Genomic DNA, 16,559 nt, shown 5'->3' with positions numbered 1-16,559 from the left:
ACAACGGTTCCCCTGCGAACGTGAACCGTCGCGCACCGGGCGAGAACGTTCCGCTCAGGGGGTCGGATGCCGTGCGTCGTACCGCAGGAAGTGGCGGTGCCGCAGCGACAGCGCCCCGATCGCGACGATGCAGGCCACACCGCCCCACACCGCCATCCATCCCTCACCGATCCGCTCCGCGACGACGCCGCCGAGCATCTCCCCCAGCCTCGGCCCACCAGCCACGACGACGATGAAGACGCCCTGCAGGCGCCCGCGCATCCGGTCGGGTGCCGCCGACTGGAGGATCGTCGTGCGAAAGACCGCGCTCACGGCATCCGACGCCCCCGCGAACGCCATCGCGACGAGCGCACCCCACAGTGCCTGCTCGCGCGTCAGCCACTCCCCTGCACCGAGCAGCGCGACCCCCAACCCGCTGATGCCGACGCCCCACCCGACGATGCTCACCATGATCGCGACGCCCTGCCGCCGCACCGACCCCAGCCGCCCGGAGACCAGGGTCGCTAGCACCGCGCCCACCGCGGATGCCGCGTACAGGTAGCCCACCGTGCGCGCCCCGCCCCCGAGGATCACGGCCCCCGCCGCCGGGAAGATGACCCGGGGCTGCGCCAACAGCATCGCCGCGATGTCGGCCACGAACGTCATCCGCACGTTCGGTGCCGAGCGCAGGAACCGGAACCCGTCCACCACCGAGGCGAACCCCGCCCGCGTCGCGCCTGCCTCGGTGTGCGCCTCGGGTGGCAGCGACTGCAACCGCCACAACCCCCACAGCGCCGCCATCGTGATGAGCGCGTCGACCGTGTAGGCGGTGCGGAACCCGCCCCAGTCGACGAGCAGGCCGGCCAGCAATGGACCCACCATCATCGCCGTCGACATGGCGAACACCCCCAGCGCGTTGGCCGCCGGCAGTTGCTCGCGCGGCAGGATCCGCGGGTAGATGCTCGAGCGTGCAGGCGAGCTGACCCCGAAGGCCCCGTTCCACACCGCGACGATCGCGTACAGCACCCACACGTTCTCGTTGCCGAGCCAGGCCTGCGCCGCGCACGCGATCGACGTCACCCAGGCGACGGCGTTCGCCACCAGCGCCACCGTGCGCCGGTCGTGGTGGTCCGACAACGACCCGCCGTACAGGCCCATGACGACGAGCGGCACGAGCGCGAACAGCCCCACGAGCCCGACCGAGGCCGTCGACCCGGTGATGTCGTACACCTGGAGGCCGATGGCCACGACCGCCATCTGCGACCCGACGTTGGACAGCGTGAACCCCGCGTACAGGCGCCGGTACGCGGCGTTCTCGCGCAACGGCGTCAGGTCCGGCAGGTGGGAGCGCAGCACCGGCCGATCATGCCCGACCGGCGTCTGCGGGTGGCGGACGGGCACTTCGCACCGCAACCTTCAGCTCGACACCACAAAGGAAGTGGGGCGGACCTGAACCTTGCAGCATCGGGCGAGAAAGTTCACGGGGCCGGGCATAGGGTCCGGGCATGGACAAGCCCGACCAGATCGCCCTGCTCATCGACGCTGACAACGCGACGGCAGCGCGCATCGACGTCATCCTCGACGAGCTCTCGCGGCACGGGGAGACCAACATCCGGCGGGCGTACGGCAACTGGACCAAGACCGGCCTGAAGTCGTGGCAGGAGGTGTTGCACGACAACGCGATCCGCCCCGTGCAGCAGTTCGACCCCAGCAAGGGCAAGAACGCCAGCGACATCGCCCTGGCCGTCGACGCCGTCGAGATCCTGCACACCCAGCGGCCCGACTGGTTCGCCATCGCCTCCTCCGACGCCGACTTCACGCCGCTCGTCATGCACCTGCGCGAGCACGGCGCCAAGGTCTACGGGTTCGGCGACGCCAAGACGCCGCAGCCGTTCCAGAGCGCCTGCACGCGCTTCCTCGTGCTCAACCGCCTCGCAGCGGCGAGCCCACTGCCGGATGCCGTGGCACCGGTCGCGCCCGAGCCGGCACCTGGGGAGCCCGCGGCGTCCGCGGCATCCGCCACTGCGCCCGCGAAGAAGACGACGGCGCGCAAGAAGGCAGCCACCCTCGCAGCCGCGGAGAAGGCCGCGGAGAAGGCCGCCGAAACCGCCGCGGAGAAGGCGACCGAACGGGCCGCCACCCCCGAGACACCCGCCCGACTCACGCGCAACCAGCTGCGCAGCGACGCCAAGCTGGTCGCCCTCCTGCGCCGCACCGTCGAAGGTGCCGCAGACGACGCCGGCTGGGCCCGGGTCAGCACGGTCGGGCAGCGCATCTCCAACCAGAGCTCGTTCGACCCGCGCAACTACGGCTACGCCAAGCTGAGCAAGTTGCTCGAAGCGACCGACCTGTTCGAGCTGCGCGACGTCGGCGCTCCAGCCATGTCCGTCAGGGACCGACGGATGTCCACCCACGGGACGGCCGGTGGGGCCAACTGACGCGCGGCGTGCACAATGGGGCCGCCCGACAACGGCGACCGGCACACGATTGGGGATCCCCATGAGCACTGCAGCAACGACCGACCCCGACTTCCGTCCCGGGCTCGAAGGCGTCATCGCGTTCGAGTCCGAGATCGCCGAACCCGACAAGGAGGGCGGGGCGCTGCGCTATCGCGGCGTCGACCTCAAGGACCTCGTCGGCCGGGTCTCCTTCGGCCAGGTCTGGGGGCTGCTCGTCGACAACGAGTTCGACCCGGGCCTGCCGCCCGCCGAGCCGTTCCCGCTGCCGGTGCACTCCGGCGACATCCGGGTCGACGTGCAGTCGGCGCTGGCCCAGCTGGCCCCGGTGTGGGGGTTCAAGCCGCTCCTGGACATCGACGACGCCGAGGTGCGCGACAACCTGGCCCGGGCCTCGGTCATGGCCATCTCGTTCATCGGCCAGTCGGCTCATGGCCAGGCCACCCCGATGGTGCCCCAGAGCGAGGTCGACAAGGGCCGCACGATCGCCGAGCGCTTCATGATCCGCTGGCGCGGCGAGCCCGACCCCAAGCACGTCGAGGCCATCGACGCGTACTTCATCTCCGCGGCCGAGCACGGCATGAACGCCTCGACGTTCACCGCCCGCGTCATCGCCTCGACCGGCGCGGATGCCGCGGCGTGCCTCTCGGGCGCGATCGGCGCCCTCTCGGGCCCCCTCCACGGCGGGGCCCCGAGCCGGGCCCAGCACATGATCGAGGGCGTCGAGCAGATGGGCGACGCGCGCCGCTACGTCAAGGAGGTGCTCGACCGCAAGGAACGCCTCATGGGCTTCGGGCACCGGGTCTACCGGGCGTACGACCCGCGGGCCGCGGTGCTGCGTGACACCTGTCAGCGCCTGGGCGCCCCCCGCTACGAGGTCGCCCTCGAGCTCGAGAAGGCGGCCATCGCCGAGCTGGCCGAGCGCTACCCCGAGCGGCGCATGGAGACCAACGTCGACTACTGGGCCGCGGTGCTGCTCGACTTCGCCGACGTCCCCGGCACGATGATGACCCCGCTCTTCGCAGCGGCCCGCACGGCCGGCTGGTCGGCCCACGTGCTCGAGCAGAAGCGCACCGGGCGGCTCATCCGGCCGAGCTCGCGCTACGTCGGTCCCGGTCCGCGCCCCCTCGAGGACGTCTCCGGGTTCGACCCGCAGCGCTGAGGACCGCTGAGGAGTTCCACGTGCTGGAACTCACGTCCGGCATCCGGGCATCGTGGGTGAAGATGGATGCCGGTCACGGGTCGCCGACGACGTCGGCCCGCAGTCACCGTGTCCCGCTTCCTCACCGCAGCGGATGACCGCAACCACGACTCACCCCACGCCGATCTGGAGAACCCTCGTGAGCGACGCCCCGATCACCATCCCCGCCGACCTGCTTCCGGCTGACGGCCGTTTCGGCTCGGGCCCCTCGAAGGTCCGCCCGGCCCAGATCGAGGCCCTCAGCGCGATCGCCACCACGGTCATGGGCACTTCCCACCGGCAGAAGCCGGTGCGCGACATCGTCGCCCAGGTCCGCTCGGGCCTGGCTGACTTCTTCTCGCTGCCCGAGGGCTACGAGGTCGTCCTGGGCAACGGCGGCGCGACGGCGTTCTGGGACGTCGCCGCGTTCGGCCTCGTGCGCGAGCGCGCCCAGCACCTGACCTTCGGTGAGTTCTCGAGCAAGTTCGCCACCGTGACGAAGAACGCCCCGTTCCTCGGTGAGCCGACGGTGATCTCCAGCGAGCCGGGCACCCGCCCGCAGCCGCGCGCCGAGGCCGGCGTCGACGTCTATGCCTGGGCGCACAACGAGACCAGCACCGGTGTCATGGCTCCCGTGCACCGGGTCGAGGGTGCGGATGCCGACGCCCTCGTGCTCATCGACGCCACCTCGGGTGCCGGTGGGCTCCCCGTCGACGTGGCCCAGAGCGACGTCTACTACTTCGCCCCGCAGAAGTCCTTCGGCTCCGACGGTGGCCTGTGGATCGCCCTGTTCTCGCCCGCCGCGCTCGCCCGCGTGGAGGAGATCACGGCATCCGGCCGGTGGGTCCCCGACTTCTTCAGCCTGCCGACGGCGATCAGCAACAGCCGACTCGAGCAGACGTACAACACCCCGGCGCTGGCGACCCTGGCCATGCTCGCCAACCAGGTGCAGTGGCTCAACGGGCAGGGCGGTCTGGAGTGGGCGAGCGCTCGCACCAAGGACTCCTCGGGCCGGCTCTACGACTGGGCCGACGCGAGCAGCTACGCCACGCCGTACGTCACCGACCCCGCGAACCGCTCGCAGGTCGTCGCGACCATCGACTTCGACGACGCGATCGACGCCTCGGCCATCGCCAAGACGCTGCGCGCCAACGGTGTCGTGGACGTCGAGCCCTACCGCAAGCTCGGCCGCAACCAGCTGCGGGTGGCCTGCTTCCCGGCGGTCGAGCCCGACGACATCAGCAAGCTCATCGGCTGCATCGAGCACGTCGTCGAGCACCTGGGCTGAGCCGCCCCCATCCCGCGTGGGTCAGCGGGTGAGCGCGTAGACGGCGGCCACGGCGATCAGCACGCCGAGCACACCGAGAGTCATCCGCCGCCGGAACAGCGGGGTCATCGAGCCGGCTCCGGTACCGGGGCGATCGACGCTGCCGGCGTCGCCAGGCTGGTGACGGCGACCCGCACCCTCGGACGTCGTTGCGACTCGTAGCTCACGCGCACATTCTGCGACCTCGCGAGCCACACGGACACACCGACCAGCGTGATCCCCATCGCCACCGCCCCGATGCCGATGGTCCAGCGGGGCCCGAACGTCTCGGAGATCCACCCGATGAGCGGTGCCCCCGCGGGGGTCCCACCCATGAAGATCGCCATGTAGAGCGCCATGACGCGACCGCGCATCTCGGGCGCCACCCGGGTCTGGACCATGGCGTTCGCCGTCGTCAGCGCCGTGAGCGCCGAGAACCCGACGGGCACCAGGGCCAGGGCGAACGTCCAGTACGTCGGGGCCATCGCCGCCACCGTCGCGGCCACGGCGAACGCCACGAGGGAGACGAGCAGCACCCGCAGGCGCGGCGTCTTGCGGCGCGCCGAGCCCAGAGCGGCGGCCAGCGAACCGATGGCCATGATCGAGCCGAGCAGCCCGAACTCACCGGCCCCCTTGTCGAACACCTTGGTCGCCATCAGCGCCATGGTGATCTGGAAGTTCATCCCGAACGTGCCGAGCACGAAGACGAGCAGCATGACGAGCTGGAGGTCGCCACGGTCCCGGACGTAGGCGAAACCCTCTCGGATGCCGCCACGCGCCTTCGCGAGCGGCGCGGGCCTGAGCTCGTTGGCACGCAGCAGGAGCAGGGCTGCGATGACGAACACGAAGGTCACGGTGTTGAGCAGCAGCGCCTGACCGGTGCCCCACGCGGCGATGACGAGTCCGGCGACGCCCGGCCCGATGAGGCGACCGAGGTTGAAGGATGCCGAGTTGAGCGACACGGCATTCGCGAGCTTGTCGTTCGGCACCATCTCGGAGACGAAGGCCTGACGGGCGGGGTTGTCGATGGCCGTCGTCACGCCTTGGAGCAGGGCGATCACGTAGACGTGCCAGAGCTGGGCGAGGCCGGTGACGGCGAGCACCCCGAGCAGCAGACTCGAGACGGCCAGCATGGTCTGGGTCAGCAACAGCGTGCGGCGCTTGGGAAAGCGGTCGGCGATCAACCCGGCCCACGGGGCCAGCAGCAGGAACGGCAGGAACTGCAGCCCGGTGACGACACCGAGGGCGGTCGCCGAGCCTGCGGTGAGCACGGTGAGCACGAGCCAGTCCTGGCCGACCCGCCCCATCCAGGTGCCGACGTTCGACACGAGGGCACCGGCGAACCAGATGCGGTAGTTGCGGACCTCGAACGAGGTGAAGGTCGGACTCATTCGGCAGCCACCCGTTCCAGCAGCGCGGTGGCCTGCACCAACAGGGCGCGCTCGTCGTCGGTGAGGGTCTCGAGCCGGCTGGCGAACCACTGGTGGCGCCTGCGGCGGGTCTCCTTGATGGTCTCCAGACCGGCCGGGGTCAGCGACAGGATGACCTGGCGACCGTCGGTGGGGTCGTCGGCGCGGGCGACGAGCCCGAGGTCGACGAGGGCGTTGACGGTGCGGGTCATGCTCGGGGCGCTGACCTTCTCGATGGTGGCGAGGTCCTTGGGGGTGCTGGGCCGCTCCTCGAGCCGGACGAGTACGGAGAACTGGTGCGGCGCCACGAGGGCGTCGCTCTCGAAGCGCACCCGACGGGCGATCCGCATGCAGGCCATCCGCAGGTCACTGGTGAGCCGGTCGCGCTGGGCGCGGGTCATCGGCCGGGGTGCCGCGGTCGGGGAGGTCTGCGTCGACGAGGGTGCCACCGGAGCGGTGATGGGGCTCATGGAGGTCTCCTCAGACAGGGAAGTCAGATACTTACCCAAACTCATTACCTGCGCTAACCATTCCCTCCGTACCCACACCGACCAATAGGTCACTCGGGGTACACCCTCCTCCGTACCTACATCGACCTATTGGTCGATCTCGGTACACACGCGGGACCGCGGTTACAGTGGGCGGGTGACCCCGACGGACCCGGCTCCCGAGCAGCGCGCGACCCCTCTCGGGAAGTCCGCGCCGGTTGACCCGCTCATCGTGCCGACCCGCACGATCGTCCTCGTCGGCACCGCGATCTGGGCGGTTGCCCTCGTCGTCACCCTGCTCGTCCCGGATCTGCACACGGGCGAGCGCTCGTGGTGGCCCTGGGCCTGTGTCAGCGGGCTGGGGCTCGGCGCCTTCGCCTGGTGGTACGTCAGCCGCACCCAGGGCGTCGACGACCCCACGTGACCGAGAGCGGATGCCGTGGCACGGCATCCGCTCACCCCTCCCGTCGCGCCCACCCCTCCCGTCGCGCCCACCCCTCCCGTCGAGAGTAGGCGAATCGCCGCGCGCCCCACAGGGCTCGCGGCGATTCGCCTACTCTCGACTGTTTGAGTGGCCGTCAGACGGGGTCGAGCTCGAAGTCATCGAGGATCGGCGCAGTGACCCGCTCGGGCTCGGGAGCGTCCATGTCGACCTCGGAGTGTGCGCCACAGCCGTGGTCCAGGCTGACGACACGACCGTCCGAGGGGGACCACTCGCTCGCGCAGACCCCGAAGACCGAACGCAGGGCGCCGGCCATCGGCACGAAGAACCCGCACGACGAACACGGCGCCGGTGCTTTGACGGCGATCGGCGCGCTCGGCCCCGACTCCCCCTCGTACCAGCGGCGCGCCGCCGCCTCACGCCCTTCGGCGGACAGCACACGAGCACGACCGAGACCGAGCTCCCAGATCGCGACCTGGTCGACGTCGTCGTCGCCCGTGGCCTCGAACCCGGCAACGAGCATCGGGTCATCGGCAATGAGCGGGGTGACGTCACCGGGGCCGACGTCACCCGGGGCCAGCCGCTCGGCGTAGGGCAGCCACTGCGGAGACAGCAGCGACTCCTCGCCGGGCACGAGGTTGGTCTCGCTGACCGTCACGGTCTTCGAGCGGGGCACCCGGGCAACGGTGATCGCCCAGCGCCACCCGCGGTAGGCCAGGGCGGCACACTCGAAGTAGTGAGTGGCGACCCGGTCCTGCACCATCTCCATGCCGAGGTGGGCGCCGACGGCATCTGCCTCGGCGATCGACACGGCCGCCTCGCGCGCGGTCTCGACCGCCGCCGCGAGCGTCGCGTCCGTCTTCACGGCCGACTTCACCGCGGTGCTCACAGCTCGAGGTCGCCCGCCACCGCGTGCAGCACCTGGGCGATCTTGTTGCCGTGGGCCTTGTCGGGGTAGTGGCCGCGGCGCAGCCCCTCGGAGACCGAGTCGAGCAGCTTGATGACGTCCTCGACGATGACGACCATCTCGTCGGCGGGCTTGCGCCCGGCCACTCGACGGTTGTCCGCCACCGAGGGCGTGGGGTCGAGCAGCCGCACGGACAGGGCCTGGGCGCCGCGCCGGCCCTCGGCGATGCTGAACTCGATGCGTTGACCGCCCTTGAGGCCGGTCACGCCCTGGGGCAGTGCGCTCGACGGGACGAACACGTCACCCTCGCCGGAGTCGCCGGCGACGAAGCCGAAACCCTTGTCGGCGTCGTAGAACTTCACCTTGCCAGTCGGCACGGTCCACCTCATTGTCCAGATCGCGGAGAACGCCCGAGCGGGCGCAACCTCAAGGCTAACCGGTCCCCACCCTCCCGCGCGCCTGCGTTGATCGAACGCCCGGATGCCGTGTGCGTCGCGTGGTTTCGCGGGGCCTTGTGTGGTCGCTCAGGAAACCCGGTCGCCGCTGTCACCGCGTCATGGCACGGTGTGCGCCATGGACACCACCGCCTCGCGCCTCACCCTGCGGGGCTTCTGGGAGTCGCTCCCGACTCCCGGGCGGTGGCTGCTCTCGACCACCGCGATCTCGACGCTCGGCCGGGGGATGACCCTGCCGTTCACGATCATCTACGTGCACGAGGTGCGCGGCATCGAGCTCGATGTGGCCGGGCTGCTGATGAGCCTCATCGCCGGGGTCGCACTCGTCGTGACCGGCCCGGTCGGTGCCCTGATCGACCGTCTGGGCTCTCGCGTCATGGTGATCTGGGGCAACCTCGCCCAGCTGGTCGGGGCGGTGATCCTGGCCTTCGCGACCTCGGTGCCGGCCTTCGTCGCCGCGTTCACCCTGATCGGCATCAGCTTCGGCATCGGCTGGCCCGGCTTCAACGCCCTGACCTCGAGCATCGTCTCCGGTCCCCTGCGCACCCAGTTCTTCGGCATCAACTTCGCCCTGGTCAACCTCGGGATCGGCATCGGTGGGGTGCTCAGCGGCTTCCTCACCGACGTCGACCGCCCTGCGACCTTCACGGCGATCTTCCTTGCCGACGCTGCCTGCATGCTGATCCCCATCGCCCTGCTCCTCGGGCCGTTGCGACGAACCGGCGGCCCACCCCCGGCCGGCGCGCACAGCGGCCCACAGGACACGGCATCCGACGCGCCCGGCGTCAGCTATCTGACGATCCTGCGCAACCCCGCGGTCGTGTGGATCACCGCACTGACGTTCCTGTCGAGCTTCGTCGGTTACGGCCAGATGGAGGCTGGGTTCCCGGCCTTCGCCCGCGAGGTCAGCGAGGTGTCGACGCGCACCATCGGCCTGGCGTTCGCGGCGAACACCGCAGTGATCGTGGGCATGCAGTTCCTCGTGCTGCGGATCATCGACGGCCGTCGCCGCACGCGGGTCTTCCTGGGGTTGGTGGCGCTGTGGGCGGCGGCGTGGCTCATCCTCGGCGCCACCGGCCTGGTCGCCGGAACGCTCGCAGCGGCTGCCGGGGTCATCGTGTTCCACGTCTTCTTCGGCCTCGGCGAGACGATGCTGCAACCCACCGTGCCTGCGATCGTCAACGACCTCGCCAGCGACCGGGATCGCGGACGGTTCAACGCGGTGTCATCGGGGGCGTTCCAGGGCGGGGCCATCACGGCGCCCATCGTCGCCGGGGTGCTGCTGGACCGCGAGCTCGCCGGGGTGTTCATCGGCCTGCTCATCGCCTGCCTCGCGGTCGTCGCCCTGCTGGCGCTGGCGCTCGAGCGCCGCATCACCCCCGAGGTCAACGGCCTCACTCCACCGACAGGCGAGTGACCTTCATCCCCTCCTTGGCTGCGATGACCTGCACCTGGGCTCCCGCCGCGAGGTCGGCCGCGCCACGCATCGAGGCGACGGCCTCGTCCAGGGCGTAGGTGGCCTCGAAGCCGTCCGAACTCCTGACCGTGAGGCTCTTGCCGGCGGTGTACGCCGTGACCTGACCCGACTGCACGACCATGACGGTCGGGGTGCCGGTGACGTTCGTCGTGAACTCCCCGTGCAGCACGTCCGGCGCGCCCAGGCCCTGCCGCCCCATCCCCATGCCGTTGCCCATGCCGGGCGCTCCACGGCCGTTGCCCTGACCCTGCCCGGCGCCGGGGCCACCCTTGCCGTTGCCGTTCCCGCGACCCGGTGCGCCCTCGGCCTCGCCCCGGCCCTGGCCCTGGTCGTCCCCGCGACCCATCCCCCGCTGCTTGTCGTGACCGAGCGCCAGCCCCTTGCCCTGACCGGGTCCACGATCAGACACCGGCATCCGCCCATCGTCGCCGTGGGCGTACAGGACGCCGCCGACGACCGCCGCGGTCGCCAGACCAACCCCCGTCACCAGCAGCAGGGTCGTGAACACGGCACCCAGCACGAGGGCGACCTGGCCCCCGGTCGTGGACGCCGCCCGGGCGAACCACCCGTGCGAGCTCGGGTCGGGCGCAGGTGCTGGCGGACTCACAGGTGCAGAGCCGGGCTGGGGGGCGGGGGCGGCCGGGTCACTCATACCGCCATGAACCACCCGCAGGCAGCGAAAGTCCCGACCTCAGCACAGACTCACAGGCAGTTCACATCACAGTCGAGGCCGTGCACCGGGACACCTCAGCAGGTCAGGCGCCGGTGAGGGCACGCACGACCCGCGAGGGCGACGGCCGGCCGAGGTGTCCGGCCATCCACGCACTGGTGGCCACCAGTGCATCGAGGTCGACGCCGGTGTGTACCCCAGCGCCATCGAGCGCCCACACGAGGTCCTCCGTGGCGAGGTTGCCCGTCGCGGACTTGGCGTACGGGCAGCCCCCGAGCCCCCCCGCGGCGGCGTCGACGACGGTGACCCCCTCCCGCAGTGCCGCCAGCGTGTTCGACAGCGCCTGCCCGTAGGTGTCGTGGAAGTGCACCCCGACGCGGTCAACGGTGATGCCCACGGCATCCAACCCCGCCAGCAGCCGGTGCACATGGCCCACCGTGCCGACCCCGATCGTGTCGCCGAGCGAGAGCTGGTCGCAGCCCAGGTCCATCAGTCGCCGGCACACCTCGACGACCTGCTCCACCGGCACGGGGCCCTCCCACGGGTCGCCGAAACACATCGAGACGTAGCCGCGAACCCACAGCCCCTCGGCCCGAGCACGCTCGACGACCGGCGCGAACATGGCCAGCGACTCCTCGACGCTGCGGTTGAGGTTCTTGCGGGCGAACGTCTCGGTGGCGCTGCCGAACACCGCGACCGCCCCCACACCCGCGGCCAGCGCCCGGTCCAGCCCACGCTCGTTGGGCACGAGCACGGGTCGCTGCGCACCGCGCCCCTGCTCGTCGAGCAGGCCGAGCACCTCCTCGGCATCAGCCAGCTGCGGCACCCAGCGGGGGTCGACGAACGACGTGGTCTCGATCGTGCCCAGACCCGCGCCGGCCAGGCGGCGCACGAACTCGGCCTTCACCTCCGCGGGCACCACCGACGACTCGTTCTGGAGGCCGTCTCGTGGCCCGACCTCGTAGATCGTCACGGAGTCGGGCAGGGTTGCGTCGGGCTCGACCTGCGGCAGCGGAAGTCTCACCCGCCGATCCTGACACGCCGCACGCTTCGTGGCGACGCCCGCACGCTCTACCCTCGTCTCGGCGCGCCATCCGGTGTCGCTGGGGGACGACGCAGGACTCGAGGGACAACGATGAGCGACAGCACGGATCGGCCGCAGGACACTCCGATGGACCCGACGGCACCCTCGGATGCCGGGTGGTCGGCACCCGCACCCGAGTCACCGTCCAGCGACCCGGCGCCCGACGCACCGGCCCCCCAGGTGGCGCAGCCCTCACCGTACGAGGCTCCCCCTGCGTCGGCCGAGGCTCCGCCCTCGCCGTACGACGCTCAGCAGCCACCCGCCTACGGGCAGCCCCCGGCTTACGGTCCGCCTCCCGCCTACGGTCAGCAGACCGATCCGTACGCGCAGCCCCCTGCCTACGGCGCGCAGGCCAACCCCTACGCCCAACCCCCTGCCTACGGGAGCCAGCCCACCCCGTACGGCCAGCCGGCATCCCCGTACGGGCAGCAGCCGGACCCGTACGGTGCTCCCCCGGCCTACGGGAAGCCCCAGCCGGGCTATGGCCCGGGGCCGTACGCAGCGGCTCCTCAGACCAACGGCAGCGCGTTGGCCCTGACGATCATCTCCGCGATCGGCGCCCTGTCCTGCTGCCTGATCACCCTCCCTTCGCTGATCTTCGGCATCATCGCGCTGTCCAAGCAGTCGAGCGACCCGGTGCAATCGGCGAAGATGGCCAAGTACGGCTGGATCGCCTTCGGCATCTGCGTGGCGCTTGCCGTCCTGGCGGCGATCGGCTTCTTCGCGGCCGGCTCAGCAGGCTGGTTCGACGACGGCGGCTACTCCGACTACGAGTACGACAGCTCGTACTGACGATCAGGCGCATCTGAACGCAGAAGTTCAGATCGCACGCAGCAATTACCGGTCGCGCTCCGAACTCCTGCGTCCGAATCGAAGTGCTGCGTCCGAATCGAAGTGCTGCGTCTGGATCGAACTCCTGCGCTCGCCGGGCCGGGCTCGGCGGCAAGCACCCCATCGCGGCCATCGAGTTCAGCCGATGTCCAGCGAACTCACAGGATCACGCGCCAGACTGACCCCGTGACCAGCACCCCGACGCCCGAGGCCCGCCTGCTCGTCGTCGAGGACGAGCCCAACATCCGCGAACTGCTCGCGACGTCGCTGCGCTACGCCGGGTTCGACGTCGCCACCGCGGCCAGCGGCACCGAGGCGCTGCGCGTGGCCGACTCCCACGACCCCGACCTGTGCGTCCTCGACGTCATGCTCCCCGACATGGACGGGTTCACCGTCACCCGCCGGCTGCGCGAACAGGGCCGCCAGCTGCCCATCGTGTTCGTCACGGCCCGCGACTCCGTCGACGACAAGATCAAGGGCCTGACCGTCGGCGGCGACGACTACGTCACGAAGCCGTTCAGCCTCGAGGAGGTCGTCGCGCGCATCCGAGCCGTCCTGCGCCGCACCCGGGGCGATGCCGAGCAGGACAGCCTCGTGCTGACCTTCGAGGACCTCGAACTCGACGAGGACTCGCACGAGGTTCGTCGCGCCGGTCGCGTCATCGAGACCAGCCCCACCGAGTTCAAGCTGCTGCGCTACCTCATGCTCAACCCCAACCGGGTCCTGTCGAAGTCACAGATCCTCGACCACGTCTGGGACTACGACTTCCGCGGCGAGGCCGGGATCGTCGAGTCCTACATCTCCTACCTGCGCCGCAAGATCGACATCGAGGGTCTGCCCCCGCTCATCCACACCAAGCGGGGCGTCGGCTACGTGCTGCGCCTGCCACCCCAGGCCTGACCGTGTCGAGCGCCTCCCCGGCGACCACCCCACCGGCATCCGACCAACCCGTACCCGGCCAACCGGCGACCACTCCACCGGCATCCGACCAGCGCACCCCCAAGGACGGCCCGGTCGCCCGCGTGGTGCGCCACCTCGAGGCGGTCCCCCTGCGGCGCCGCCTCGTGGCGATCGTCGGGACCCTCGTCGGGGCCGCGCTCATCCTCACGAGCCTCGCGACGGCCTACCTCATGCGCTCGGACCTGCTCGACCGGGTCGATTCCGAACTGCGCTCGGTCGCTCGCCCCGTGGCCACTCAGGTGTTCGACGACCTGCGCAGCACCGGCTCGGCGCTGCCCACGGGGTATGCGTTCCACCTCCAGGGTGCCCGCGGCACGATCACCCGCCTGCCCACCGGGGAGACGGCGCGGCCGGTCCTTCCCGTGCTCACCGTCGACGACCCGCGCGTGACGAGCGGCGAGCCGTTCACCGTGCCGTCGGAGGGGGGCCGCCCGCAGTGGCGCTTCATCGCGGGCCGGGTCGTCGGCGAGGACTCCACCTTCGCCGTCGGCGTCCCCCTCGACACCGTCAACGACACCGTGACCCAGCTCGTCATCACGACGGGACTGATCAGCACGCTCGTCCTGCTCGCCTCGCTGGCGATGGCCCGGTATGCCGTGCGGCGCGCCTTCCGGCCGCTCACCCGCATCGAGGACACCGCCGCGGCCATCGCCGCCGGCGACCTCACGCAACGCATCCCGGTCCGCCAGGCCGACGACGAGGTGACCTCGCTGTCGCGCAGCCTCAACACGATGCTCGCGCGCATCGAGTCCTCGTTCGCCGTGCGAGAGGCCAGCGAGGAGCGGATGCGCCAGTTCGTCGCCGACGCCTCCCACGAGCTGCGCACCCCGCTGGCGACGGTCCGCGGCTACGCCGAGCTCTACCGTCAGGGCGCGGTGCGTGACCCCGAGGCGGTCGGCGGCGCGATGGAGCGGATCGAGGCCGAATCCGAGCGGATGAGCGGTCTCGTCGAGGACCTCCTCATGCTCGCCCGCATCGACGACGCCCCCGAGGTCGAGCTGGCTCCCGTGGACCTCACCGTGCTCGCCGCGGATGCCGTGGCCGACGCGCGCGTGCGCGCCCCCGAGCGTCGGATCAGCCTCCTGGGGCTCAACGGCCCGGTCGCGCCGACGGTCGTCGTGGGGTCCGAGCCGAAGCTGCGCCAGGTCGTCACCAACCTCGTCGCCAACGCGCTGCGGCACACCCCGGCGGGCACCCCTGTCGAGGTCGCCGTCGGCCTCGACGCGCACGGCGCGACCCTCGAGGTGCGCGACCACGGGCCGGGGGTCCCGCCCGAGGTGGCGACGAAGGTCTTCGAACGGTTCTACCGGGCCGACCCCTCGCGTGGCCGAACGGCTGGCGGCGGAAGCGGTCTGGGGCTGGCGATCGTCGCCGCGATCGTGGCCCGTCACCAGGGCCAGGTCGGGGTGGCGCGCACCCCCGGGGGCGGTGCCACCTTCGTCGTGCGCCTGCCCCAGCGGCCGTCATCGCCCCATCAGCGCCCCATCGCACAGCGCACTCCCAGCAACTGATCAGAGTGCTCGCAAGTCGGCGGGCTTGACTGGAGTCAAGCCAGTCACCCCCGCCCGAAGGAGCGTTCGCCATGACCGACCAGAACCCCACCCCCCAGTGGTACGCCCCCCGAGGCGGCACCACCACCGACCCTCGCCCCGTGGGGACGTTCGGCCAGCCGACCGAGCCCGTGCCGACGTGGCCCCCGGCCCCGCCGGCCCCTCCGGGCCCCCCCTCGGTGCCGGCGATTACCACTCCCCCGGCGCCCAAGCGAGGCCGTCGCCTGGCTGAGCTGACCGCCGTCGCGGTGATCACCGGCCTCATCGCCTCGGGCAGCACGCTCGCCGTCACCGGCGCCTACGACGGCACCGACGCCGCGACGACCACGGGCACCTCGCAGTCCCTCGGCCGCGACACCGACACCGCGCCGGTCATCCAGGCCGACGGCTCGGCACCCAACTGGACCGCGACCGCGAGCGCCGTCGCCCCGAGCGTCGTCGCCATCACCGCGACATCTGCGCAGGGCGGCGGCCAGGGCTCCGGGGTCATCATCGACTCCTCCGGCCACGTGCTGACCAACAACCACGTGGTGGCCGGCGCCCAGGAACTGACCGTGACGACCTCGGACGGTCGCACCTTCGCGGCCGAGATCCGCGGCACCGACCCGTCGACCGACCTGGCCGTCATCACCATCACGGGCAACCCCAGCAACCTCACGCCCATCGCCGTCGGCGACTCCGACGCCCTCGCGGTCGGAGACCCGGTCATGGCCGTCGGCAACCCGCTGGGCCTGGCCGGCACCGTCACCACCGGCATCGTGAGCGCGCTGAACCGTCCCGTCACCACCCAGGGTGAGAGCAGCGGCCAGGACCAGTTCGGCCAGGGCCAGTCGCAGGCCGAGCCCGTCGTCACCAACGCCATCCAGACCTCTGCGGCGATCAACCCCGGCAACAGTGGTGGAGCGCTCGTCAACGCCGGGGGCCAGCTCATCGGCATCAACTCCTCCATCGCCTCGCTCGGGTCGTCCTCGGGCCAGTCGGGCAACATCGGCATCGGCTTCGCGATCCCGGTCAACGAGGCCACCTCGATCGCCGAGCAGCTCATCGCCAAGGGCACGGCCGTGCACGCCTACCTCGGGGTGACCCCGCAGGACGGCTCGGCCTCCGACGGCTCGGCCACGCGCACCGGCGCCGAGATCACCTCGGTCGGTGCCGACACCCCCGCCTCCGAGGCCGGGCTCCAGGTCGGCGACGTCGTGACGGCCGTGGGTGGCGAGCGGGTCGAGTCGGCCCTCTCCCTCGTCGCCCACATCCGCGAGCGCAACGCCGGTGACGAGGTCACCCTCACCGTCCTGCGCGACGGCAGGACGATCGACGTCAAGACCACCCTCGCCGCCAAGCCGACCTCCACCACCCCCTGACCCG

Annotated in this window: 16 protein-coding genes; 9 read left to right on the top strand and 7 right to left on the bottom strand. The window is 71.2% G+C overall.

From position 1 onward, the window contains the following. Positions 1-54 precede the first annotated feature (54 nt). Positions 55-1,332 carry an MFS transporter gene (locus C8E84_RS14320; protein ID WP_159904976.1) on the bottom strand — a complete coding sequence of 426 codons (1,278 nt, stop codon included), beginning with the start codon at positions 1,330-1,332 and terminating at the stop codon, positions 55-57. Positions 1,333-1,484: 152 nt separating this feature from the next. On the opposite strand from C8E84_RS14320, the gene C8E84_RS14315 reads away from it, so the two are divergent. The 3 genes from C8E84_RS14315 to serC all read left to right on the top strand — a co-directional run bounded on the left by C8E84_RS14315 (position 1,485) and on the right by serC (position 4,903). Further along, on the top strand, positions 1,485-2,417 hold the full coding sequence (locus tag C8E84_RS14315) for an NYN domain-containing protein (RefSeq protein WP_159903141.1): 933 nt from the start codon (positions 1,485-1,487) through the stop codon (positions 2,415-2,417). A 61-nt stretch (positions 2,418-2,478) separates the two neighbouring features. Beyond that, the gene (locus C8E84_RS14310) at positions 2,479-3,597 is read left to right on the top strand and encodes a citrate synthase 2 (RefSeq protein WP_159903139.1); all 1,119 of its coding nucleotides are present in this window, start codon (positions 2,479-2,481) and stop codon (positions 3,595-3,597) included. Positions 3,598-3,775: 178 nt separating this feature from the next. Beyond that, positions 3,776-4,903 carry a phosphoserine transaminase gene (gene serC / locus C8E84_RS14305; RefSeq protein WP_211675604.1) on the top strand — a complete coding sequence of 376 codons (1,128 nt, stop codon included), beginning with the start codon at positions 3,776-3,778 and terminating at the stop codon, positions 4,901-4,903. 104 nt (positions 4,904-5,007) lie between these two features. Here the strand turns inward: serC and C8E84_RS14300 are convergent, their stop codons facing one another. Both C8E84_RS14300 and C8E84_RS14295 read right to left on the bottom strand, forming a co-directional pair. After that, a complete protein-coding gene (locus C8E84_RS14300; RefSeq protein WP_159903135.1) occupies positions 5,008-6,312 on the bottom strand; it encodes an MFS transporter in 1,305 nt (434 codons plus the stop codon). Next, complete coding sequence (locus C8E84_RS14295) at positions 6,309-6,800, bottom strand: MarR family winged helix-turn-helix transcriptional regulator (RefSeq protein WP_246196959.1); 492 nt, start codon at positions 6,798-6,800, stop codon at positions 6,309-6,311. Before C8E84_RS14295 ends, C8E84_RS14300 begins: the two co-directional genes overlap by 4 nt. Before the next feature lie 175 nt (positions 6,801-6,975). Between C8E84_RS14295 and C8E84_RS14290 the strand changes: the two genes are divergently transcribed. Further along, positions 6,976-7,242 carry a DUF2530 domain-containing protein gene (locus C8E84_RS14290; RefSeq protein ID WP_170296287.1) on the top strand — a complete coding sequence of 89 codons (267 nt, stop codon included), beginning with the start codon at positions 6,976-6,978 and terminating at the stop codon, positions 7,240-7,242. A 154-nt stretch (positions 7,243-7,396) separates the two neighbouring features. On the opposite strand, the gene C8E84_RS14285 is transcribed toward C8E84_RS14290, so the two are convergent. Both C8E84_RS14285 and C8E84_RS14280 read right to left on the bottom strand, forming a co-directional pair. Further along, positions 7,397-8,149, bottom strand: a complete 753-nt coding sequence (locus C8E84_RS14285) for a DUF3027 domain-containing protein (RefSeq protein WP_246196958.1) — start codon at positions 8,147-8,149, stop codon at positions 7,397-7,399. Beyond that, positions 8,146-8,544, bottom strand: coding sequence for a cold-shock protein (locus C8E84_RS14280; RefSeq protein ID WP_159903133.1), 399 nt, complete (start codon positions 8,542-8,544; stop codon positions 8,146-8,148). The genes C8E84_RS14285 and C8E84_RS14280 overlap by 4 nt, the downstream gene beginning before the upstream one ends. Positions 8,545-8,740: 196 nt before the next feature. Here C8E84_RS14280 and C8E84_RS14275 point away from each other — a divergent pair, with 196 nt between their 5' ends. Further along, complete coding sequence (locus C8E84_RS14275; protein WP_159903131.1) at positions 8,741-10,039, top strand: MFS transporter; 1,299 nt, start codon at positions 8,741-8,743, stop codon at positions 10,037-10,039. On the opposite strand, the gene C8E84_RS14270 is transcribed toward C8E84_RS14275, so the two are convergent. Both C8E84_RS14270 and C8E84_RS14265 read right to left on the bottom strand, forming a co-directional pair. Then, entirely contained in the window at positions 10,017-10,706 is a 690-nt protein-coding gene (locus C8E84_RS14270) for a hypothetical protein (RefSeq protein ID WP_159903129.1), read from the bottom strand. The genes C8E84_RS14275 and C8E84_RS14270 overlap by 23 nt on opposite strands. Positions 10,707-10,854: 148 nt before the next feature. Then, entirely contained in the window at positions 10,855-11,793 is a 939-nt protein-coding gene (locus tag C8E84_RS14265; protein ID WP_159903127.1) for a hydroxymethylglutaryl-CoA lyase, read from the bottom strand. A gap of 111 nt (positions 11,794-11,904) precedes the next feature. Between C8E84_RS14265 and C8E84_RS17895 the strand changes: the two genes are divergently transcribed. From C8E84_RS17895 to C8E84_RS14245, 4 genes are all read left to right on the top strand, one after another. After that, positions 11,905-12,645 (top strand): hypothetical protein, encoded by a 741-nt coding sequence (locus C8E84_RS17895; RefSeq protein WP_159903125.1) that lies wholly within the window; start codon positions 11,905-11,907, stop codon positions 12,643-12,645. Between the two features lie 225 nt (positions 12,646-12,870). Continuing rightward, on the top strand, positions 12,871-13,584 hold the full coding sequence (locus C8E84_RS14255; RefSeq protein ID WP_159903123.1) for a response regulator transcription factor: 714 nt from the start codon (positions 12,871-12,873) through the stop codon (positions 13,582-13,584). Positions 13,585-13,586: 2 nt separating this feature from the next. After that, positions 13,587-15,155 carry a sensor histidine kinase gene (locus tag C8E84_RS14250; protein ID WP_246196957.1) on the top strand — a complete coding sequence of 523 codons (1,569 nt, stop codon included), beginning with the start codon at positions 13,587-13,589 and terminating at the stop codon, positions 15,153-15,155. A gap of 71 nt (positions 15,156-15,226) precedes the next feature. Next, a complete protein-coding gene (locus C8E84_RS14245; protein ID WP_159903121.1) occupies positions 15,227-16,555 on the top strand; it encodes a S1C family serine protease in 1,329 nt (442 codons plus the stop codon). The last annotated feature ends 4 nt before the right edge of the window (positions 16,556-16,559 follow it).

Source organism: Ornithinibacter aureus, assembly GCF_009858245.1.
Taxonomy (GTDB): Bacteria; Actinomycetota; Actinomycetes; order Actinomycetales; family Dermatophilaceae; genus Fodinibacter; species Fodinibacter aureus.
Note: the sequence above shows the minus strand (reverse complement) of the source record. Positions and strands in the feature narration are given on the sequence as shown.

Coding starts and splice junctions, on each gene's coding strand:
- C8E84_RS14275 (WP_159903131.1), top strand. CDS start 8,741: ATGGACACCACCGCCTCGCGCCTCACCCTGCGGGGCTTCTGGGAGTCG.
- C8E84_RS14295 (WP_246196959.1), bottom strand. CDS start 6,800: ATGAGCCCCATCACCGCTCCGGTGGCACCCTCGTCGACGCAGACCTCC.
- C8E84_RS14310 (WP_159903139.1), top strand. CDS start 2,479: ATGAGCACTGCAGCAACGACCGACCCCGACTTCCGTCCCGGGCTCGAA.
- C8E84_RS14315 (WP_159903141.1), top strand. CDS start 1,485: ATGGACAAGCCCGACCAGATCGCCCTGCTCATCGACGCTGACAACGCG.
- C8E84_RS14245 (WP_159903121.1), top strand. CDS start 15,227: ATGACCGACCAGAACCCCACCCCCCAGTGGTACGCCCCCCGAGGCGGC.
- C8E84_RS17895 (WP_159903125.1), top strand. CDS start 11,905: ATGAGCGACAGCACGGATCGGCCGCAGGACACTCCGATGGACCCGACG.
- C8E84_RS14300 (WP_159903135.1), bottom strand. CDS start 6,312: ATGAGTCCGACCTTCACCTCGTTCGAGGTCCGCAACTACCGCATCTGG.